Raw genomic sequence first — 20,534 nt, 5'->3', positions numbered from 1 at the left:
GGGTGGGGGCACCGGCGGATGCTGGAGGGGCCAGGAACGGAGCAGAGGAGGGCGCCATGGCCGCCCACGCTTCTCAAGCACCCCACAACAAGTCCCACGGACTCCACAGACTTCACAGGCCCAGCTGGTCCCGTTCGTCCCGGGCTTCCGGTGCGTCCCAGACGCCACCTGCGTCCCAGACGCCACCTGTGCCGCACGCGCCGCAGGAGTCGTACGCGCCCCACGCGCTCTACGGGTGCCACGAGCCCCATGAGCACTACGCGCCCTACGTGGCACACGAGCCGTACACGACGGCGGCGCCGCCCCGGAACTCCCCCGGGATCCTGCACCGCATGCTGCGTCCCGTGAACGCGCGCCTCGACGAGCACCTGCCCGGCGATCACCGGCTCAGCCAGGTCTACCGGGTCGGCGCCGGGCTGACCGGACTGCTGCTGGTGGCCTTCGGGATCCTCGGGCTCATCGACCGGATCGGATTCTTCGACACCGGCGGGGACACCGTGCTCGCGCTGAACACCAACGGCGCGCTGAGCGTGCTGTCGATCTGCATCGGGCTGCTGCTGTTCGCCGGGATGGTCATCGGCGGCACGTTCGCCTCGACGCTCAACATCGTGCTGGGCGTGCTGTTCATCGCGAGCGGGTTCGTGAACCTCGCGTTGCTCGACACCAAGATGAACTTCCTGGCCTTCCACATCCCCAACGTGCTCTTCAGCTTCGTGGTGGGCGTGATGCTGATGTGGTTCGGGATGTACGGGCGGGTGGGCGGCGCCCTGCCGCACGACAACCCGTACTGGCGCGCCCGCCACCCCGAGCAGGCGGCTCGGGAGCAGCGGGCACGTACGGGCGGGAGGCCCGTCGGCAGGCCGGCTTAGGCGCGGTGGGAAGGCGTAGGCGCAGTGGGAAGGCGTAAGCGCGGTGGGAAGGGCTACGCCTCGATGCGTTCGACCTTGTCCACCAGGAAGAGGAAGGACAGCGCGCCGCCGATCGTGATGCCGCCGATCAGCATCAGCGGGAGGGCAAAGGAGCCGTCGCCGCCGCCGACGCACATGATGGCGATCATCGCGGCGTTCGAGGTGACGTAGTTGGCGGCGACGATGACGCCCGCCAGGCCCAGGCCCGTCACGATCGGGGTCTTGCGCGCGAAGGACGCCGACATGCCGCGGTTGACCATCCAGTCGGACCAACTACCGCCGCACAGCACGCCCACGAGGGCGGCGAGGAAGGGCAGGGCTCCGGTCAGACCGCCCTTGTCGAGGCTCAGACCGCGCTCGTTGGTGAGGTAGGTCGGGAACCAGGTCAGGAAGAAGTACAGCGTCGAGGCGATGGCGAACTGGCCGAGGAACACGCCCCAGATGCGGCGCCGGCGCAGCAGGAAGCCCATGTCCCGGCGGAAGGCACCCTTCTCCCGGGCCTGGGCGGACCCGGCGGCGGTGGCCTCGTCCTCGGTGATGTGGACGAGCTCGTACTCCCCCACCTTGGGGTGCTGTTCGGGGCGGTTGCGGATGACCTTCACCCACACCAGCGCCCACGCGATGCCCATGCCGCCGAGGATCCAGAACACGTGGCGCCAGCCGAGGGTGGCGGCCATCCAGGCGATCAGCGGGAAGGCCACGCCGAGCCCGATACCCCTCCTCCTTCAAGCGGCCCCGAGGTGTAGACGGCGACCGCCCGGCCGCGTTCCGCGCGCGGGAACCAGGAGGCGGCGACGCGCCCGTTGCAGGGGAAGGCGGGGGCCCCGAAGAGGCCGAGGCCCATGCGGCTGGCGAAGAGGAAGCCGAAGCCCTTGGCGAGCGAGCCGAGGGCGGTCATGACCGACCAGCCGATCAGCGCCCAGGCGTAGACGACGCGCGGGCCGAACTTGTCGACGAGGCGGCCGCCGGGGATCTGGGCGAGGGCGTAGGTCCAGGCGAAGCCGGAGAAGAGCCAGCCCATCATCTCGGGCGAGATGCCGAGGTCCCTGGAGACGTCCGGCGCCACGATCGACAGGACGCTGCGGTCCAGGTAGTTGATGGCGGTACTGACGAAGAGCACGGCGAGGATCGCGAAACGGTACGTGCCGATCCTGCGCTTCGGCAGGCCGGACGGGCCGGTGCCGGTGCCCGGCCGCGTGGTCGCGGCGGCCGGGTCGTGGCTGAGGGACATCGGTGTCTCCCGGGGGACGTGTGAGGAGCGCAGAGCGGCCGGAAGCAGTCATTCCGGTAGCGTGACGCGATAATTGCTAATTAATGACTACTTGTGCAAGTCTTTGCCTTGCCAGGGGGCACGTAGGGGAGCAAGTAGGGACCAAAGCCCCGGCAGGAGAGGGGAAACCGGAATGAACAGCAGCAGCGAGGCCGCGTACGCCGGCCGCGGGGTCCACAAGGCGGCCGTGGAAGAGCTGGCCCGCCGGATCTTCGACGGCACGTACGACGAGGGCACCACCCTCGACCTCCCCCTCCTGATGGAGGAGCTCGACGTCAGCCAGACGGTGCTCCGCGAAGCCATCAAGGTGCTCATGGCCAAGGGGCTGGTCGACGCCCGGCAGAAGCGCGGCACCTTCGTGCGCCCGCGCATCGCCTGGAACCTCTTCGACGCCGACGTGCTGCGCTGGAAGCTCGCGGCCGGCGCGCCCGACTGCTTCTTCTCGGACCTGCTCGAACTGCGCCGCTCGATCGAGCCGGCCGCCGCCGCGCTGGCCGCCGTACGGGCCACCGAGGAGGACCTGGCCGCGCTGGACGCGGCACTGACCGCGATGGCGGCGAGCGACTCCGACCCGGTGCTGCACGTACGGGCGGACGCCTCGTTCCACCTGGCACTGCTGACCGCCTCGCACAACCTGTTCTTCGCGCAGATGTACCGGGTGATCATCCCGGCCCTCGTGGAACGCGACCGCGCGGTGCACAAGGGGGACTTCGAGCACCCGCACGCGATCCACCGGGCCGTGGTCGACCAGGTCCGGGCCGGGAACCCGGACGGGGCGCACCGGGCCGTGCTCGACCTCCTCGACATGGCGCAGCGCGACCACCCGTAGGACCCGTAGGACCCGTAGGACCCGTAGGACCCGTAGTACCCGTAGGACCGGCGGCGTCCGCAGCGCCCACCCGGACCGCAGTACCCCGCAGACACCGTCCTGCCACCCCCACCAGGAGAGGACACCGTCAGCCGTGAAGATCACCCGCATCGAGACGTTCATGGCCCCACCGCGCTGGATGTTCGCGCGCGTAGAAACCGACGAGGGCGTCGTCGGCTGGGGCGAACCCGTGGTCGAAGGGCGCGCCGAGCCGGTGCGCGCGGCCGTGGAGGTGCTGTCCGAGTACCTGATCGGCCAGGACCCGATACGGATCGAGGACCACTGGCAGGTCATGACCAAGGGCGGTCCGCGACCGGATCCGTGCCTACGCCTGGGTCGGCGGCGACGAGCCGCACGAGATCAAGGACGCACTGGTCCGGCAGATCGAGGCGGGTTTCACGGCCGTCAAGATGAACGGCTGCGGCCGCATGAGCCCCCTCGCGACCCGCTCCGAGGTCCACGCCTGCCTCCGGCGCGCCGAGACCGCCCGCGAAGTCCTCGGCGACGAACGCGACTTCGGGCTCGACTTCCACGGCCGGGTCTCCCCCGCCAACGCCCGCCGGATCCTGCCCCTGCTGGCCCCGTACGACCCGATGTTCGTCGAGGAGCCGGTCCTCTCCGAGCACATGCAGGCCGTCCCCGATCTGGTGAACGCCTCCAACATCCCCATCGCGCTCGGCGAACGGCTCTTCTCCCGGCGGGAGTTCCTCGCACCGCTGCAAGCCGGCGTGGCGATCCTGCAGCCCGACATCTCGCACGCCGGCGGCATCTCGGAACTGCGCCGCATCGCCTCCCTCGCCGAGGTCTACGGAGCCCGGATCGCGCCGCACTGCCCGCTGGGGCCGGTCGCCCTGGCAGCCAGCCTCCAAGTCGCCTTCACCACCCCGAACTTCCTCATCCAGGAACAGTCGATCGGCATCCACTACAACCAGGGCGCCGAGCTCCTCGACTACGTCACCGACCCCGAGCCGTTCCGCTTCGACGCGGGCTCGCTGGTCCGCACCGAGCGGCCGGACCTCGGCGTCGAGGTCGACGAGGCGGCCGTCCGCGCCGCCGACAAGAAGGGCCACGCCTGGCGCGATCCGGTGTGGCGCCACGAAGACGGCTCCTTCGCCGAGTGGTGAGCCCCCACCGCCACCCGGCAGCATCCCCTCCCCCCACCCCCACCCATCAGAAGGCAGGCATTCCCATGGAGTTCGGCGCAGCGCTGCGACAGGAGCGGCTCGTCGCCATCGTCCGCGGACGGGACGCGGAGGCGTCCTTCCGCACCGTCATGGCCCTCGTCGAGGAGGGCGTCCCGCTCATCGAGGTCTCCCTCAGCGGGACCGACGCGCTGGACGTCATCGGCCGGGCCCGCAAGGAGCTCGGCGACGAGGCCTGGCTCGGGGCCGGTACGGTCCTCACCGCCGAGGACGCCCAGCGGGCGGCCGACGCCGGGGCCAACCTGATGGTCACCCCGGGCCTCGGCGCCGGGGTGGACGAATCCGTCCGGCAGGGGCTGCCGGTACTGGCCGGGGTCATCACCCCGACCGAGGTCATGGCGGCCGACGCGGCGGGGGCCGCCGCGCTCAAGCTGTTCCCGGGCTCGATCGGCGGACCGGCGTACCTGCGGGCCCTGCGCGCCCCCTTCCCCGACCTGCCGTTCGTACCGGTCGGCGGGGTGGACGCGGCCGCCGCGGCCGAGTACCTGTCCTCCGGCGCGGTGGCCGTCGGCGTCGGCTCCCCGCTGATCGGCGACGCGGCCGACGGCGGCGACCTGCTCGCGCTGCGGCGCCGGGCGGCGGAGTTCAAGGCGGTCTGCGCGTGAACGACGCTCTGCGCATGAACGAGGCTCCGCGCATGACCGGGCCCGACACCGCCCCCGAGGTCCTCACCTTCGGGGAGACGATGCTCGCCCTGCGCGGCAGCGGCCCGCCGCGCCTGGGCGGGACCATGGAGGTCTCCGTCGCGGGCGCCGAGTCGAACGTCGCGATCGGCCTGGCCCGGCTCGGGCACGCGGTGCGCTGGGCGGGCGCGGTCGGCGAGGACGAAGCCGGTGAGCTGGTCCTACGGACCCTGCGAGCCGAAGGCGTCGACGTCACCGGAGCCTCCCGCGACGACGGCGGCGCCCCGACCGGGCTGATGATCGCGGAGCCGCGGCTGCCGGAGGTGACGCGGGTGCACTACCACCGCGCGGGCTCGGCGGGCTCCCGCCTCAAGGCGTGTTCCCTGGAGCGGGCCTTCACCGCGGCCCCGCCGAAGGTCCTGCACCTGACCGGGATCACCCCGGCGCTCTCCCGCTCGGCCCGCTCGGCCTGCACCCTCGCCCTGCGCCTCGCGGCCGAGCACTCGGCGCTGGTCTGCCTGGACGTGAACTTCCGGTCCCGGCTGTGGTCCCCCGAGGAGGCCGCGGAGGTGCTGCGCGCGTGGGCGCCGTCGGTGGACGTGCTCATCGCCTCGGACGACGAACTCCCCCTGTGCCTGCCTTCCGGCGCCCCGGCCGACACGGCCCTCCAGGCGAAGGAGCTCCTCGCCCTCGGGGTCGGCGAAGTGGTGGTCAAGCTCGGCCCGGCCGGCGCGACGGCCTACACGGACGACGGCCGGACCCTCCACGCCCCGGCGCGGGCCGTCCGCGCGGTCGACACGGTCGGCGCGGGCGATGCCTTCGTCGCGGGCTACCTCTCGGCGTTCCTCGACGGGTCGACGCCCGAGGCCCGCCTGGACCGGGCGGTCACGACGGGCGCCTTCGCGGTGGCCTCGCGGGGCGACTGGGAAGGCGCGCCGACCCGCGCGGAGCTCGGCCTCCTCGCGGCCCCCGCCGGCACGGTGGTCCGCTGACCCCGGCGGGGCCTGGCCGACACGGGGGTGCGGCCCGGCTCCGCCGGTTCCGGGCGGGGCCGCTGCGCGGGGCCGTCCCCGCAGCAACCCTTGCCGCTGCGCGGGGCGAAGTTCCCCTACCCGCCCTTCCACCGTTCCCCGGGCTCCGCCCTGACCCGGTCCTCAAACGCCGGACGGGCTGGAGGGGGCCCGGGCTGCGCCCGGACCCCCTGGGGCTCCGCCCCGGATCCGACGCCCGGGGATTCCGGAGGCCGGTCGGCACTGCGTAGCCTGTACCTCATGCCCCGTTACGAATACCGCTGCCGGACCTGCGAAGACGTCTTCGAGGTCAGCCGGCCCATGGCCGAGTCCTCCGCGCCCGCCGACTGCCCCGCCGGGCACGCCGATACCGTCAAGCTGCTCTCCGCCGTCGCCGTCGGCGGGACCAGCGCAGCCCCCGCCGCGCCCATGGGCGGCGGTGGCGGAGGCTGCTGTGGTGGGGGTGGCTGCGGCTAGCGCTTGCGGGACAGGGTGATGCCGTCGGAGATCGCCAGCAGCACCGACTCCATGCGGGGGTCCGCCACGACGTGGTCGTTGTAGGCCTGGACCCCCGCCGCCCCGCCGGTCGCCGCCGGGTCCAGCACCGCGCCGTGGTACAGCGTGTTGTCCGTGACGAGCAGCGCGCCCGGGCGCAGCCGCGGTACGAGCTCCTCCCAGTAGGCGATCTGGCTCTGCTTGTCCGCGTCCATGTACGCCATGTCGATGTGCGGCTCCGCCGGCATCGCGCGCAGCGTCTCGAGCGCGGGCGCGATCCGCAGGTCGATGCGGTCCGCGACCCCGGCCTTCGCCCAGGCCTCGCGCGCGTACGCCGTCCACTCCTCCGAGACGTCGCACGCGATGAGGCGCCCGTCCGCCGGCATGGCCTGCGCCATCGACAGGGAGGAGAAGCCGGTGAAGGTGCCGATCTCCACGATGTGCCGAGCGCCGGTCAGCCGGACCAGGAAGGCCAGCAGCGGCCCCTGCTCCTCCGCCGACTGCATTCCGGCCGAGTCCGGGAACACCTCGTACGTGGTCGCCACCAGCCCCCGCTGGACCTCGTCCAGCGGGGGGTTGTGGGCGAGCATGTACTGGTAGAGCTCGTCTGTGATCTTGGTGCTGTTGCCCTTGGTCATGGGCCCAGTGTGCCCATGATCAGGCGGCCGGTGTGCCCAGTCGCGCCACTTCGCGGGTGAACGCGCGCACGATCTCCTCACCGGCCAGCACGCCCGCCTGGGCCAGCGCCGTCACGTGCGGCGCCGTCCAGCCCGCGTCGGCCAGCTCGCCGTGGCCCGGCCGCCAGGCCGTGTCCGCCGCGAGCAGCAGGTCCGCGTCGAGCAGCGAGTCGCCGGCGGCCAGCGTGCTCGTGGCGCCCGTACGCCGGGCCACCTCGTGCATCGCCGCGCTCTTGGTCAGCGGCCGCGGGACGGCGTAGATCTTCCGGCCCTGGAGCGAGACCGTCCAGCCGCGCGCCTCGGACCACTCCGTCAGCGTCTTGATCCACTCCGCAGGGACCAGCGCCCGCTCCACGACCAGGTACGCGAACAGGTCCTCCGCGACCCGCGCCTTGCGCAGCCACGCCGGGTCGGTCACGGACATCAGGTGCGCGTGCATCTCCTCCAGCGGGACGGACTCCGCGGCGAGCCGGGCCGCGACCTGGCGGCGCCAGTCCCGGTCCGGGACCCCGTCCACCAGCAGCTGGCCGCCGTTGGCGCAGATCGCGTACTTCGCCGGCCGGCCGGGGAAGCGGATGCGCTGGTACTGCTTGCGGGTCCGGGTGGTGGTCGGGACGAACACCGCTCCCGGGTCGGCCGACAGCTCCGCCAGCAGCCCCGCCGCCGTCTCGGTCATGTACGACAGCGGCTTGCTCTCGTGCACCTCCACGCACAGCAGCCGCGGGGCCACCGGGTCGGGCATGGTCAGGCCGAGCGCGGCCGTCGAGTAGATGAGCGTACGGTCGAGGTCACTGGCTACGAGGACGGTCACTTGGCGGCCACAGCCTTTCCGTCGGCGCCCGTGGCGCCGCGCGTGAAGCGGGGATGGATGAGTCCTACGCAGCTGTACGGCAGGCCGTCGACCTCTTCGACCGGCACCCCCCGCTGCTCCGCGAGGAGTCGTACGTGGTCCAGGTCGGCTCCGGCGCCGCGCTGCGCGAGGATCTTCCACGGGACCCGGCGCAGCAGCACCCGCGTCGTCTCGCCGACGCCGGGCTTCACCAGGTTCACGTCGTGGATCCCGTACTCCTCGCTGATCCGCTCCACCGCCCGCCAGCCCACCCAGGTCGGCGTGCGGTCGGCGGCGAGGAGCTCCTTGACCTCGGCGTCCACGGCCTCGGCCACCTCCTCGAAGTGCGCGGAGACGGTGTCGACGAACGCGACGGAGACATCGGCGCCGGCGAGCTCGCGGTAGAACTTCGCGCCGTGGAAATCGGCGGGCCCGACCAGGTCGGACCTGAGAACCGTACGCGAGACCAGCCCGGAAACGGTGGAATTGAGACAGGCGGAGGGGATCAGGAAGTCCTCGCGCGTGCCGTACGTCTCCACGCACGAGCCGGGGTCGGCGAGGACCACGATCTCCGGATTGAAGCCCTCGAACTCGCCCAGGGCCTCGCGCAGTTCGCGGGTGATGGCGCCCTTGCCGGTCCAGCCGTCGACGAAGACGATGTCGGCCGGATCGTGGTGGGCGGCCAGCCAGCGCAGCGCGTTGGCGTCGATGCCGCGGCCGCGCACGATGGAGACGGCGTAGTGCGGCAGGTCCAGGCCGTGCCGGGCCTGCGCCCAGCGCCGCATCAGCACGCCCACGGGGGTGCCGGCGCGGGCCAGGGAGACGAGGACCGGGGACGGGGAGCGCTCGGCGAGGACCGTCTCGGTGACGGTGCCTACGGCGCGGGCCATCCGGGCGGCGGAGGCGGTCAGCGCGCTCTGGTAGAGCTGCTGGTACTCCGGGGAGGGCTGGAACTCCACCGGCAGCGATTCCGCGTAGTGGGCGCCGCCCGCCTGGATGGCTTCCTCGCGCTCCTCGGTCGGGGCCTCCAGCTCCACGTCGGAGAGGTCCTGGAGCAGCCAGCCGACGTCCTCGGCGGCGTAGGAGGAGAAGGCGGGCCCGCGCAGTGGCTCGCCCAGCGGTTCGCCCGGTGTTTCGCGCGGGGGCTCGGTCATGATCGGCTCCTGCCGGTCGGGTATGTACGAAGGTATGACCGCCAGCAGGACCCGACCGGTGTGCGGCGCGAGGGCCGCGAGCAGGCCGGTACGGAGCTCCGCGGTGTCCCCGGCGGAGTCCACGACGGCGACCACGGCGTCGAAGCCGGCGCCCGCGGTGCCGGTGGTGCCCGCGGCGACGTTGTACGCGTACCGGTCCCCGGGCCCGTCGGCCGGGTCGTCGTGGGCGGGGAAGACGAGGCGGGTGCGGATGGCGTAGCCGGGGTCGTCCACGGCGAGCACCGGCGAGCGGGTGGTGGTGGAGAAGCGCACCTCGACCGGCGCTGCCGCGGCGCCGGACGCCTCCAGGGCCTGCGCGAGGCGCAGCGGGGCGTACATCAGCTCCTCGTTGCCGAGTACGAGGACCCTGGCGGGGTCCGCGCCGAGCGCGGACTTGAGCCGGGTCGCCATGGCGGGCAGCGCCGCCTCCAGGGCTGCGCGGTGCGCGGGGGTGAAGCCGTGGCGTCCGCCGTCGGGTATCCCGGCCGGCCAGTCGAGTTCCACGCGGGTGATCGGGTGCGGGTCGTCTCCCGGGGCGCTGCCCCGGACCCCGCTGCTCAAACGCCGCAGGGGCTGGATTTGCCCAGCTCCGGGCTGCGATTCGCTGGCGGAAGCGGGCCGAGCGCCCGCAGAAGCCGGGGCATCACCGGTGGCGGGGACGGCCGGGAGCTCACCCGCGGCAGGGGCGGCGGGGACGGCGGGGACGGCCGGGAGCTCACCCGCGGCAGCGGCGGCGGCCGCCGCGGCCTCGGCCTCGTAGCGCTCCACCAGCACCTGCCCCTTCTCCAGCACCCCCTCCGGCAGGGACACCGTGCCCGAGGCCAGTGCGATCAGGTCCACCCGCGCCCCCAGCTCCTCCGCGAACGCGACGAGGCGGTCGCGGTCGGCCGGGGAGCGCATGTCGACGAGGGCGACGACCACGTAGTGGCCGCGCGGGTGGCGGGCGTGGAGGTCGGCGATGGTGTTCAGCACGGTGTTGCCGGTGGAGAACTCGTCGTCGACGAGGACCAGCGGGCCCGAGCCCGCCAGCAGCTTCGGGTCCTCGGGCAGCAGCAGGTGCGAGGTGGCGTGCGAGTGGGCCTCCTCGAAGCCGCCCGCGGCCTCCACGCCGGGCACGGGGCGGCGGGTGGAGTGCAGGTACGGGGCGCTGCCCAGGCCGTCGGCCACGCAGTGGCCCAAGCCGGTCGCGGTCTCCGCGTACCCCAGGACCACCGCCGAGGCCGCCTCCGCGTCGCCCAGCAGCTCCCGGACCCGCTCGCCGAGCCCGTACCCGGCGGCGTACACGGTCGCCGGGGACTGCGGGACGTGCTTGCCCAGCACCTGGGACACGAGCAGGTGGGCCCGCTTGGGGTTGCGCCGCAGCGCCAGCCCGAGGAGCTCTTCCAGCGCCGGCCCGCCGGTCCCGGTACCCGGCCCGTCCTCCAGGCTCACGCCCAGCCGGTCCGCGACCCACGTTCCCGACCACACCGCTTCGATCGTCTTGCCCTTCCTCGCAGTCAACGGCCCGCTCACACCTGGAGCCCGGCCGTGAGGAGATCGACGAAGCCGACCTCCTCCTTCGCCACACCGAAGACCTCGGCGCGCAGCATGGTGCGCTCGGCCCAGGCCCGGTGGGGCTTCACCTCGTTCATCTTGTTCGTGTAGGCGGAACGCATCACTCCGCCGCCCCCGCGCTCGGGGCGCAGGATGTCTTGAGCATCGCTGAACTCCTCGTGCGACACCACCGAGAGCGCGTGGACCGGGGTGACGTGGGCGGGGTGGATGCAGGTCTTGCCCAGCAGCCCGTTGGCCCGGTCGAGCTCGATCTCGCGCAGCAGCCCGTCCAGGTCGTGCTCGATCAGGGCGGTGCGCAGCTCCTCGACGCCCTCCTCCAGGAAGGGGCTGCGGCGCAGCTGCGGCTTGAAGAGGCGCTGCTGGCTGCGGAAGTACTCCCAGACGGGCCCGGTGACGGTGAAGCCGGTGCCGTCGGCGCGGCTGAGCACGTTGACCACGTCGGCGATCACCCCGGCGACGATCTGCACGTCGTAGGCGGTCATGTCGGGGGTGCGGCGCAGCCCGTAGGCGGAGCAGAAGTCGGTCACGCCGAGGCGGAGCGCCAGGACCCGCTCGCGGTACTTGTTGACCGTGCGGGAGATCCCGGCGAGGGCCTCGACCCTGGTCTCCAGGTGGAGCAGCTCGGGGGTCTCCAGGACGGGCATCGCGTACAGCCGGGCCAGTCCGCTCGCGGCTTCCGCCTGCGCGACGGCGTCGAGGAAGGCGATCCCCCGGCTCTCGCTGAACTTGGGCAGAACGAATCCGGCCAGCCGCTCCGCCGAGCCGCCGAGCCGGTGCACGAGGTCGGGGATCTGCTCGGGTTCCCGGACGCGGATGAAGAGCAGCGGGAGCTCCGCCGGGTCCTCGTGGAGGGCGGCGAACTGCCGGACGAGGTTCTCCTCGCCCCCCGCGACGTCCGCGTCGCTGATGGAATCCTCCAGGCAGAGGACCATGGAGACGACCCCGAGGCCGGCCTGCTTGCGGATGTCACGGGCGAGCTGGGGCCGGGTGGCCGGGCTGTAGAGCGTGGCCCCCAGTGCGGCTGCGAGCGTGGCGGAGGGAGAGGCGGCGGTGAACTCCGCCGGCTCCTGGTGGAAGAGGTCCTTGCGGACGGTGGGCGAAATATGCCCGAAGTGACGCATGTGCTTCCCCCGTACAGGCTCGGCGGCCGATCTGGCGTGGCCGGTAATAGTACGTACGAACGTGAGTCAAAAATTCCTCAAGCACATGAAATCCAGGTAACCCTCTTGCACCATGCCCAGGTCTCGCGATCCGGACAAGGTCTACGGGGGGCCGCATTGTCCCGGTCCCGCCCGGGAGGGCAGGATGACCGCCATGACGCACGCGATGCAGAAGGGCTCCAACATCCCCGTGGCCGCTTTGGCGGTCCGCGCGGTGCTGCGCTGGACCGGGGGGCCCGACGTGCCCGACGTGGACGCCTCCGCGCTGCTCGTGGGGGCGGACGGGCGCGTGCGCTCGGACGAGGACTTCGTCTTCTACAACCAGCCCCGGCACCCCTCGGGAGCCGTCTGGCGGCTCGGTAAGAAGCAGCTCGGCGACGGGATCACCGACGCCGTACAGGCGGACCTGCGGGCCGTCACCCCGGCCGTGGACCGGATCCTCGTCGTCGCCTCCGCCGAGGACGTCCCCTTCGAGCGGGTCCACGACCTGCGGATCCTCCTCTACGACGCCACCGCGACCGGCGGCTCCGAACCGCTGGCCTACTTCGACGTGCGGCCGGAGACGGGCGCCGAGACGGCGCTGATCTGCGGCGAGCTGTACCGGCGGGCGGACGCGTGGAAGTTCCGCGCGCTCGGCGAGGGCTACTCGAACGGGCTCGTCGGCCTGGCCACCGACCACGGGATCTCCGTGGACGAGAACGCCCCCGAGGCCCAGGAGCAGGCCCAGGGCCGGCCCGGGGCGCAGGCCGCCACGACGGCCCTGGCGCCGCCCACCCAGGCTCCGCCGGTCGCCCAGCCCGCCTACGGCTATCCGCAGCCGGTGGCGCAGGCCCCGGTGCCGGCTCCGGGCGGGGACCCGTCCTTCCGGCTGCCGGCGCAGGGCCCGCAGTTCATCCGGCGGTGAGCACCGCCGGATCGGGGCGGCCCCGGCGGCCCGGTCAGGTCTTGGTCTTGTAGCCCCGGCCCCACTGGAGGCCCCACCCGTACAGCCGGTCCAGCTCGGCCTGGAACCCGTACACGAAGGTGACCTCGCGCCGCACGATCAGCTCTCCCTTGACGTTCTCCAGGGAGACGACGGCGCAGGAGCGGGCGTGCGGGTGGCGCTCCTCCAGGGGGATCTCGATGCGCGGCCCGGTGATCGGGTAGAGGGTGACCAGGGCGTGCGTCCGGTCGAAGGCAGGGGTCTGGTCGTAGATGTAGACGAAGACCAGCAGCCGTTTGATCTCCTCGGCGTGGTCGAGATTGACGAAGATCGTCTCGCCGGAGGGCGCCCCGAACCGGTCGTCCCCGCTGAGCTTCACGTACGGCGGGCTGTTGATGTCCCCGTGCAGGTTCCCCAGGGGCTGGACGACGCCCCGGGTTCCGTCGGTCAGTTCGTAGAGGCAGCCGATGTCGAGGTCGACATTGACCATGCCCTGGGTGTGCGCCTGCACCATGTCCGGTTTGAACAGCTTGAACGGATGCCGGAAGAGCTGCCCGCTCTGGCCGGTGCTGCGGCCGCCTATGTCCGAGGTGCGCATCCGCCAGGAGAGGTTCACGCGCAGATTGCCGTGCACCGCCCCCTGTTTGGTGAGCGATACCGTCGGATGGCGTTTCGTCAGCTCGATCGCGTTCGACGAGGCACTGCCCGACTGGAACTGCGTGCCGCGGCTGCCCCTGATGCCGTCGAAGAATCCCATCCCCACAACCCCCCTGCTCCCTTGGCCCGCTTGGCCCCCTGCAGGCATGCCGGCGTCCGGTCCCGGCATGCGGACGGGGCGGCCCGGTGGGTCCGTGGACCCGCCGGACCGCCCCGCACTTGAGCGTTCCGCATTACCGCCGCGATCATGCGTCGGCGGTGGAACCCTCCAGCTCCAGGCGCTTGTTGCGGCGCACCGAGGACCAGAAGGACCACCCGATCAGCACGACGCCGACGAGGCCGGTGATGACCTCGTTGATCTCGTACTGGATGGTGACGAGCAGGATGACGGCGAGCGCGCCGATGGCGTAGTGCGCGCCGTGCTCCAGGTAGACGTAGTCGTCGAGGGTGCCCTGGCGGACCAGGTAGACCGTCAGCGACCGGACGTACATGGCACCGATGCCGAGGCCGAGGGCCATGATCACGATGTCGCTGGTGATGGCGAAGGCGCCGATGACCCCGTCGAAGGAGAAGGAGGCGTCGAGGACTTCGAGGTAGAGGAACATGAAGAACGCGGCCTTGCCGGCCATGGCGACGACCGAGACGGGCTTGCCGCTCTTCTTGGCCGCTTCCTCGATCTCGTGCTCGTGCTCCTCTTCCTCCTCCAGCTTGTTCTCGAAGTAGCCGGAGAGGCCGCCGACGATCATGTAGGTGATCAGGCCGAGGACGCCGGAGATCAGGACGGTCTGCGCCTTGTCCACGTGCACGCCGCCGTGCTGGTGGGCGTGGGTGGCGAAGGTGACCGAGGTGATGACCAGGATGATCAGCGCGATGCACGCCGACAGCATGTCGATCTTGCCGAGCTTGGCCAGCGGGCGTTCCAGCCAGGCGAGCCACTTGATGTCGCGGTCCTCGAAGATGAAGTCGAGGAAGATCATCAGCAGGAACATGCCACCGAAGGCGGCGATGGACGGGTGAGCGTCCGTGACGAGCTGCTTGTACCGGTCGGGCTCGGACACCGCGAGGTCGACGGCCTCGATCGGCCCGATCTGGGCACTGATCGCGACGATGACGATCGGGAAGACCAAACGCATGCCGAAAACGGCGATGAGGACACCGATGGTGAGGAAGATCTTCTGCCAGAAGGCATTCATCTTCTTCAGGATTCCGGCGTTGACCACCGCATTGTCGAAGGACAGCGAGATCTCAAGGATGGACAGGATCGCAACGATCCCGAAGGCCTCCCACCCCCCGTAGAGCACCGCTGCGACCAGCCCGAGCGCAGTGACTGCGAACGACCAGCCGAAGGTTTTCAGAACCACTGGCATCCCATCGTGTTGTACGGCTTTACGAAACGTTGACCCCGAAGTCTAGAGCGATGCCGCGGAGCCCCGACGCGTACCCCTGCCCCACAGCACGGAACTTCCATTCACCCCCGTACCGGTAGACCTCGCCGAAGATCATCGCGGTCTCGCTGGAGGCGTCCTCGGAGAGGTCGTAGCGGGCGAGTTCCTGACCGTCCGCCTCGTTCACCACCCGGATGAAGGCATTGCTGACCTGGCCGAAGCTCTGCCGGCGGGCCTCGGCCTCGTGGATCGAGACCGGGAAGACGATCTTGTCCACGCCGGCCGGGACCTTGCTGAGGTCGATGATGATCGACTCGTCGTCGCCGTCACCCTCGCCGGTGAGGTTGTCCCCCGTGTGTTCGACGGAGCCCTCGGGGCTCTTCAGGTTGTTGTAGAAGACGAAGTACTCGTCCCCGAGCACGCGGCCGTTGCTGCACAGCAGTGCGCTGGCGTCGAGGTCGAAGTCGGCGCCCGTGGTCGAGCGCGCGTCCCATCCGAGGCCGATCAGAACCCGGGTGAGGTTCGGCGCGGCTTTGGAGAGGGAGACATTGCCCCCCTTGGCGAGTGTGACGCCCATGTTGTGGTCCTCCCCGGACGACGGTGGCGAAGTGACGGTACGGCGGTGTGACGCTACGGCGTACGGCGGTGTGGCCGTAAGGCCGGTCCGGCGGTGTGGCCGTAAGGCCGGTCCGGCGGTGTGGCCGTAAAGCCGGTCCGGCGGTGTGGCCGTAAAGCCGGTCCGGCGCCGTACACACGAGTGCACGGCGCCGGACGGATGGAACGACTGCTCTGGTGGAGCAGGCTCAGACGTTGACGCCGAAGTCCTGCGCGATGCCGCGCAGGCCCGAGGCGTAGCCCTGGCCGATGGCGCGGAACTTCCACTCCGCACCGTTGCGGTAGAGCTCGCCGAAGACCATGGCGGTCTCCGTCGAGGCGTCCTCCGACAGGTCGTAGCGGGCGAGCTCGGCGTTGTCGGCCTGGTTCACGACGCGGATGTACGCGTTGCGGACCTGGCCGAAGCTCTGCTGGCGGCTCTCGGCCTCGTAGATCGAGACCGGGAAGACGATCTTGGCCACGTCGGCCGGCACACCGGCGAGGTTGACCTTGATCGCCTCGTCGTCGCCCTCGCCCTCACCGGTGGTGTTGTCACCGGTGTGCTCGACCGAGCCGTCGGGGCTCTTCAGGTTGTTGAAGAAGACGAAGTTCGCGTCGCTGGCGACCTTGCCCTGGTCGTTGGTCAGGATCGCGCTGGCGTCGAGGTCGAAGTCGACACCGGTGGTGGTGCGAGCGTCCCAGCCCAGACCGACGATGACCGCCGTCAGGTTCGGCGCGGCCTTGGTCAGCGAGACGTTGCCGCCCTTGCTGAGGCTGACTCCCACGGGTCCTCCATAAGGTTTTGTGTGGGGCGGGGCCCCGTCGTGCGGTTGCTACCGGATCAACGTTTCGATCCTAGTGACGGGTTCCCGCCTGTACGGGCTTATTCCAGGCGAACGGGCCCGCGTGCCTGCCGGCACCGTGCCCATGAGCCTGCGGCACGGACTCAGAGGCTGTCGAGGGCCTTGATGTACTCGTTCAGGTCACGGGCGTCGGGCAGTCCGTTGACGACGCTCCAGCGCACGATGCCGTCGCGGTCGATGACGAAGGTGCCGCGCACCGCGCAGCCCTTCTCCTCGTCGAAGACCCCGTAGGCCCGGGAGGCCTCCCCGTGCGGCCAGAAGTCCGACAGCAGCGGGTACTCCAGCCCCTCCTGCTCGCCGAAGACGCGCAGGGTCGGTACGGAGTCGTTGGAGACCGCGAGGAGCTGCACGTCGTCGTTCTGGAAGCGCGGCAGCTGGTCGCGCAGCTCGCAGAGCTCGCCGGTGCAGACGCCGGTGAAGGCGAAGGGGTAGAAGAGCAGCACGACGGCCTTCTCCCCCCGGAAGTCCGAGAGCCGCACGACCCTGCCGTGGTTGTCCTTGAGCTCGAAGTCCGGGGCCTTGCTGCCGACCTCGATCGCCATCTGTCGCATCCCTTCGTCCCGCATCCCTGCGTTGGGCTGTTCGGGTGATCTCACCTTATGGGTCCCCCCCGCTCATGGGTCCCCCGCGCGTCCGCTCCGGCCCGCCCGCGAAACGCACGCACCCCGCCCTCCGGGAAGCTTCCGGCGGGCGGGGTGCGTGTGTCCGCATGACTGCGGGGCGCGGCTCAGCGCTTGGACTTGGCCGTCTTCGGAGTCGCCAGCTTGGTGGCGGTCCACTCCTTGCCGACGGGGAGACCCTTCGCCAGCGAGAGGCCGGCCGTCTCGGCGGCCTCGCTGATGTCGCTGGCCTCGACGAAACCGTCCTTGCCGGTCTTGGGGGTCACCAGCAGGATCAGTGCGCCGTCCTCGACCAGCTCGGTCGCATCGACCAGGGCGTCCGTCAGGTCGCCGTCGTCCTCCCGGAACCACAGCAGAACCGCGTCTGCGACATCGTCGTAGTCCTCATCGACGAGTTCGGTGACGTGATCCTCTACGGCATCACGGAATTCCTGATCGACGTCGTCGTCGTAGCCGATCTCCTGGACCACCTGTTCGGACTGGAAACCCAGCCTGGCGGCCAGGTTCTCCGCGTGGTCCGCGGTCGCGCTCACGGGGTGCCTCCTGCTCATGTTCGGTGAATGTTCTTCGGCGGCGCGCGTACGCGCAGCATTGGGCGTAGTCCACACGGGCGCGGCGGATCGCGCAAGTACCCGGCCGCCGAGACCGTCGAAACGGTGACGATTGCGGCCGTCTCGCCGCAACTTTCAGCCCTTCCGCATGTACCCCTGGTGATTCATCCCACACCATTCCACCTCATTCGGCACGGCCTCGGGACTTTCGCACCTGTTTGAGGGACGAACGGCCTTGCGAAGGGGTTGATCGACATGGGCGTAAGGTTGCGGTTTGGGCGTTGTCGTCGCCGCAGCCAGCACAATCCCGCCACCTCCAGGGATTACCCAACGGTAAAGATGACGATTTCTGCCGAGCGTAAGACCATGGGAGGCGGCGAGACTCAAGGCACGACTCCCCCGACAGCGAAGGAACAGCGTGGCTTCCGCATCCGATCGCAATCCGATCATCATTGGTGGCCTGCCGAGTCAGGTACCGGACTTCGATCCGGAAGAGACGCAGGAGTGGCTCGACTCCCTGGACGCCGCGGTCGACGAGCGGGGCCGTGAGCGCGCCCGCTACCTGATGCTGCGCCTGATGGAGCGGGCCCGCGAGAAGCGCGTGGCCGTGCCCGAGATGCGCTCCACGGATTACGTCAACACGATCGCCACCAAGGACGAGCCCTTCTTCCCCGGCAACGAGGAGATCGAGCGCAAGGTCCTCAACGCCACCCGGTGGAACGCGGCCGTCATGGTCTCGCGCGCCCAGCGCCCGGGGATCGGCGTCGGCGGTCACATCGCCACCTTCGCCTCCTCCGCCTCCCTCTACGACGTGGGCTTCAACCACTTCTTCCGGGGCAAGGACGAGGGCGACGGCGGCGACCAGATCTTCTTCCAGGGCCACGCCTCGCCCGGCATCTACGCGCGCGCCTACCTCCTGGACCGGCTCTCCGAGCAGCAGCTCGACGCGTTCCGCCAGGAGAAGTCGAAGGCCCCGTACGGCCTCTCCAGCTACCCGCACCCGCGGCTGATGCCGGACTTCTGGGAGTTCCCGACCGTCTCGATGGGCCTCGGCCCGCTCGGTGCGATCTACCAGGCCCGGATGAACCGGTACATGGAGGCCCGCGGGATCGCGGACACCTCCAAGTCACACGTTTGGGCGTACCTGGGCGACGGCGAGATGGACGAGCCCGAGTCGCTCGGCCAGCTCTCCATCGCGGCCCGCGAGCACCTCGACAACCTGACCTTCGTCGTCAACTGCAACCTGCAGCGCCTCGACGGCCCGGTCCGCGGCAACGGCAAGATCATGCAGGAGCTGGAGTCGCAGTTCCGCGGCGCCGGCTGGAACGTCATCAAGCTGATCTGGGACCGCTCCTGGGACCCGCTGCTGGCCCAGGACCGCGACGGCATCCTGGTCAACAAGCTGAACACCACCCCGGACGGCCAGTTCCAGACGTACGCCACCGAGACGGGCGCGTACATCCGCGACCACTTCTTCGGCGGCGACCACCGGCTGCGCGCCATGGTCGAGAACATGACCGACCAGCAGATCCAGCACCTGGGCCGCGGCGGTCACGACCACAAGAAGGTCTACGCGGCGTACGCGGCGGCCAAGGCCCACAAGGGCCAGCCGACGGTGATCCTCGCGCAGACGGTCAAGGGCTGGACCCTCGGCCCGAACTTCGAGGGCCGCAACGCGACCCACCAGATGAAGAAGCTGACGGCCGACGACCTCAAGCGCTTCCGCGACCGTCTGCACATCCCGATCACGGACGCCCAGCTGGAGGACGGCGCGCCGCCGTACTACCACCCGGGCCGCAACTCCCCCGAGATCCAGTACATGCACGACCGCCGCAGCGCGCTCGGCGGCTACGTGCCCACCCGCGTGGTGCGCGCGAAGCCGCTCCAGCTGCCGGGCGACGCCACCTACGCGGCGGCCAAGAAGGGCTCGGGCCAGCAGTCGATCGCCACCACGATGGCCTTCGTCCGCATCCTGAAGGACCTGATGCGGGACAAGGAGATCGGCAAGCGCTTCGTGCTGATCGCCCCCGACGAGTACCGCACCTTCGGCATGGACGCCTTCTTCCCGAGCGCCAAGATCTACAACCCGCTGGGCCAGCAGTACGAGGCGGTCGACCGCGACCTGCTGCTCGCGTACAAGGAGTCGCCGACCGGGCAGATGCTGCACGACGGCATCTCGGAGGCGGGCTGCACGGCCTCGCTGATCGCCGCGGGTTCGGCGTACGCGACGCACGGCGAGCCGCTGATCCCGGTCTACGTCTTCTACTCGATGTTCGGTTTCCAGCGCACGGGTGACCAGTTCTGGCAGATGGCGGACCAGCTGGCGCGCGGCTTCGTCCTCGGCGCGACCGCCGGCCGGACCACCCTGACGGGTGAGGGCCTCCAGCACGCCGACGGCCACTCCCAGCTGCTGGCCTCGACGAACCCGGGCTGCGTGGCGTACGACCCGGCGTACGGGTACGAGATCGCGCACATCGTCAAGGACGGTCTGCGGCGCATGTACGGCCCCGACGCCGAGGACGTCTTCTACTACCTGACGGTCTACAACGAGCCCATCCAGCACCCGGCCGAGCCGGCCGGCGTGGACGTGGACGGGATCCTCAAGGGCATCCACCGGATCTCCCAGGGCACCTCGGGAGCCATCGGGGCGCAGATCATGGCTTCGGGCGTGGCGGTGCCGTGGGCGCTGGAGGCGCAGCGGATCCTGGCCGCCGAGTGGAACGTCCGGGCGGACGTCTGGTCGGCGACCTCCTGGAACGAGCTGCGCCGCGATGCCGTCGCCGTGGAGGAGCACAACCTGCTCCACCCGGAGGAGGAGCAGCGCGTCCCGTACGTGACCACCAAGCTGTCCGGCGCGGAGGGTCCGTTCGTGGCCGTCTCCGACTGGATGCGGGCGGTCCCGGACCAGATCTCGCGCTGGGTGCCCGGCCCGTACACCTCGCTGGGCGCGGACGGCTTCGGCTTCGCGGACACGCGCGGCGCGGCCCGGCGCTTCTTCCACATCGACGCGCAGTCGGTGGTCCTCTCGGTGCTGACCGAGCTGGCCAAGGAGGGCAAGATCGACCGTTCGGCACTGAAGCAGGCGATCGACCGGTACCAGCTGCTGGACGTCCGGGCGGCCGACCCGGGCGCGGCCGGGGGCGACGCGTAGCA

The 20,534-nt window shown here is 70.8% G+C and carries 19 protein-coding genes and 1 pseudogene; 8 read left to right on the top strand and 12 right to left on the bottom strand.

What is annotated here, in order from left to right:
* The first annotated feature begins 332 nt into the window (after window positions 1-332).
* Entirely contained in the window at window positions 333-869 is a 537-nt protein-coding gene (locus AC3IX6_RS26410) for a DUF4383 domain-containing protein (RefSeq protein WP_489371567.1), read from the top strand.
* 53 nt (window positions 870-922) lie between these two features.
* Here the strand turns inward: AC3IX6_RS26410 and AC3IX6_RS26405 are convergent, their stop codons facing one another.
* Window positions 923-1,609, bottom strand: coding sequence for an MFS transporter (locus tag AC3IX6_RS26405; RefSeq protein ID WP_489365185.1), 687 nt, complete (start codon window positions 1,607-1,609; stop codon window positions 923-925).
* Window positions 1,594-2,139, bottom strand: coding sequence for an MFS transporter (locus tag AC3IX6_RS26400; RefSeq protein WP_489365183.1), 546 nt, complete (start codon window positions 2,137-2,139; stop codon window positions 1,594-1,596). Before AC3IX6_RS26400 ends, AC3IX6_RS26405 begins: the two co-directional genes overlap by 16 nt.
* A gap of 172 nt (window positions 2,140-2,311) precedes the next feature.
* Between AC3IX6_RS26400 and AC3IX6_RS26395 the strand changes: the two genes are divergently transcribed.
* From AC3IX6_RS26395 to AC3IX6_RS26375, 5 genes and pseudogenes are all read left to right on the top strand, one after another.
* Complete coding sequence (locus AC3IX6_RS26395) at window positions 2,312-3,007, top strand: FadR/GntR family transcriptional regulator (RefSeq protein WP_489365181.1); 696 nt, start codon at window positions 2,312-2,314, stop codon at window positions 3,005-3,007.
* Window positions 3,008-3,140: 133 nt separating this feature from the next.
* A pseudogene (dgoD, locus tag AC3IX6_RS26390) lies at window positions 3,141-4,170 on the top strand (galactonate dehydratase).
* A gap of 65 nt (window positions 4,171-4,235) precedes the next feature.
* Window positions 4,236-4,853 carry a bifunctional 4-hydroxy-2-oxoglutarate aldolase/2-dehydro-3-deoxy-phosphogluconate aldolase gene (locus AC3IX6_RS26385; protein WP_489365179.1) on the top strand — a complete coding sequence of 206 codons (618 nt, stop codon included), beginning with the start codon at window positions 4,236-4,238 and terminating at the stop codon, window positions 4,851-4,853.
* 32 nt (window positions 4,854-4,885) lie between these two features.
* Entirely contained in the window at window positions 4,886-5,863 is a 978-nt protein-coding gene (locus tag AC3IX6_RS26380) for a sugar kinase (RefSeq protein ID WP_489371566.1), read from the top strand.
* Between the two features lie 279 nt (window positions 5,864-6,142).
* Window positions 6,143-6,358 carry an FmdB family zinc ribbon protein gene (locus tag AC3IX6_RS26375; RefSeq protein WP_489365177.1) on the top strand — a complete coding sequence of 72 codons (216 nt, stop codon included), beginning with the start codon at window positions 6,143-6,145 and terminating at the stop codon, window positions 6,356-6,358.
* On the opposite strand, the gene AC3IX6_RS26370 is transcribed toward AC3IX6_RS26375, so the two are convergent.
* The 4 genes from AC3IX6_RS26370 to AC3IX6_RS26355 are packed head-to-tail and all read right to left on the bottom strand — an operon-like array spanning window position 6,355 to window position 11,750.
* Window positions 6,355-7,014, bottom strand: coding sequence for an O-methyltransferase (locus AC3IX6_RS26370; protein WP_489365175.1), 660 nt, complete (start codon window positions 7,012-7,014; stop codon window positions 6,355-6,357). The genes AC3IX6_RS26375 and AC3IX6_RS26370 overlap by 4 nt on opposite strands.
* A 19-nt stretch (window positions 7,015-7,033) precedes the next feature.
* On the bottom strand, window positions 7,034-7,864 hold the full coding sequence (locus tag AC3IX6_RS26365) for an HAD family hydrolase (protein WP_489365173.1): 831 nt from the start codon (window positions 7,862-7,864) through the stop codon (window positions 7,034-7,036).
* On the bottom strand, window positions 7,861-10,575 hold the full coding sequence (locus AC3IX6_RS26360) for a phosphoribosyltransferase (protein ID WP_489365171.1): 2,715 nt from the start codon (window positions 10,573-10,575) through the stop codon (window positions 7,861-7,863). The genes AC3IX6_RS26365 and AC3IX6_RS26360 overlap by 4 nt, the downstream gene beginning before the upstream one ends.
* Before the next feature lie 8 nt (window positions 10,576-10,583).
* Window positions 10,584-11,750, bottom strand: coding sequence for an HpcH/HpaI aldolase/citrate lyase family protein (locus tag AC3IX6_RS26355; RefSeq protein WP_489365169.1), 1,167 nt, complete (start codon window positions 11,748-11,750; stop codon window positions 10,584-10,586).
* Window positions 11,751-11,943: 193 nt separating this feature from the next.
* Between AC3IX6_RS26355 and AC3IX6_RS26350 the strand changes: the two genes are divergently transcribed.
* Window positions 11,944-12,693 (top strand): TerD family protein, encoded by a 750-nt coding sequence (locus tag AC3IX6_RS26350; RefSeq protein WP_489371565.1) that lies wholly within the window; start codon window positions 11,944-11,946, stop codon window positions 12,691-12,693.
* 34 nt (window positions 12,694-12,727) lie between these two features.
* Here the strand turns inward: AC3IX6_RS26350 and AC3IX6_RS26345 are convergent, their stop codons facing one another.
* From AC3IX6_RS26345 to AC3IX6_RS26320, 6 genes are all read right to left on the bottom strand, one after another.
* The gene (locus AC3IX6_RS26345) at window positions 12,728-13,468 is read right to left on the bottom strand and encodes a TerD family protein (RefSeq protein WP_267039314.1); all 741 of its coding nucleotides are present in this window, start codon (window positions 13,466-13,468) and stop codon (window positions 12,728-12,730) included.
* 145 nt (window positions 13,469-13,613) lie between these two features.
* Complete coding sequence (locus AC3IX6_RS26340) at window positions 13,614-14,729, bottom strand: DUF475 domain-containing protein (protein ID WP_489371564.1); 1,116 nt, start codon at window positions 14,727-14,729, stop codon at window positions 13,614-13,616.
* Window positions 14,730-14,754: 25 nt separating this feature from the next.
* Complete coding sequence (locus AC3IX6_RS26335) at window positions 14,755-15,330, bottom strand: TerD family protein (RefSeq protein WP_489365167.1); 576 nt, start codon at window positions 15,328-15,330, stop codon at window positions 14,755-14,757.
* A 226-nt stretch (window positions 15,331-15,556) separates the two neighbouring features.
* Window positions 15,557-16,132: a TerD family protein gene (locus AC3IX6_RS26330; protein WP_112446263.1), complete on the bottom strand. Its 576-nt coding sequence runs from the start codon at window positions 16,130-16,132 to the stop codon at window positions 15,557-15,559.
* Between the two features lie 161 nt (window positions 16,133-16,293).
* On the bottom strand, window positions 16,294-16,752 hold the full coding sequence (locus tag AC3IX6_RS26325; protein ID WP_250745560.1) for a peroxiredoxin: 459 nt from the start codon (window positions 16,750-16,752) through the stop codon (window positions 16,294-16,296).
* 185 nt (window positions 16,753-16,937) lie between these two features.
* The gene (locus tag AC3IX6_RS26320; protein WP_243329420.1) at window positions 16,938-17,363 is read right to left on the bottom strand and encodes a DUF3052 domain-containing protein; all 426 of its coding nucleotides are present in this window, start codon (window positions 17,361-17,363) and stop codon (window positions 16,938-16,940) included.
* Window positions 17,364-17,799: 436 nt separating this feature from the next.
* Here AC3IX6_RS26320 and aceE point away from each other — a divergent pair, with 436 nt between their 5' ends.
* The gene (gene aceE, locus AC3IX6_RS26315) at window positions 17,800-20,532 is read left to right on the top strand and encodes a pyruvate dehydrogenase (acetyl-transferring), homodimeric type (RefSeq protein ID WP_489365164.1); all 2,733 of its coding nucleotides are present in this window, start codon (window positions 17,800-17,802) and stop codon (window positions 20,530-20,532) included.
* Window positions 20,533-20,534: the final 2 nt, after the last annotated feature.

Source organism: Streptomyces sp. GL_141 (assembly GCF_057834385.1).
The sequence above is the reverse complement of the archived record's forward strand: the minus strand, read 5'-3'. Positions and strand labels throughout refer to the sequence as shown.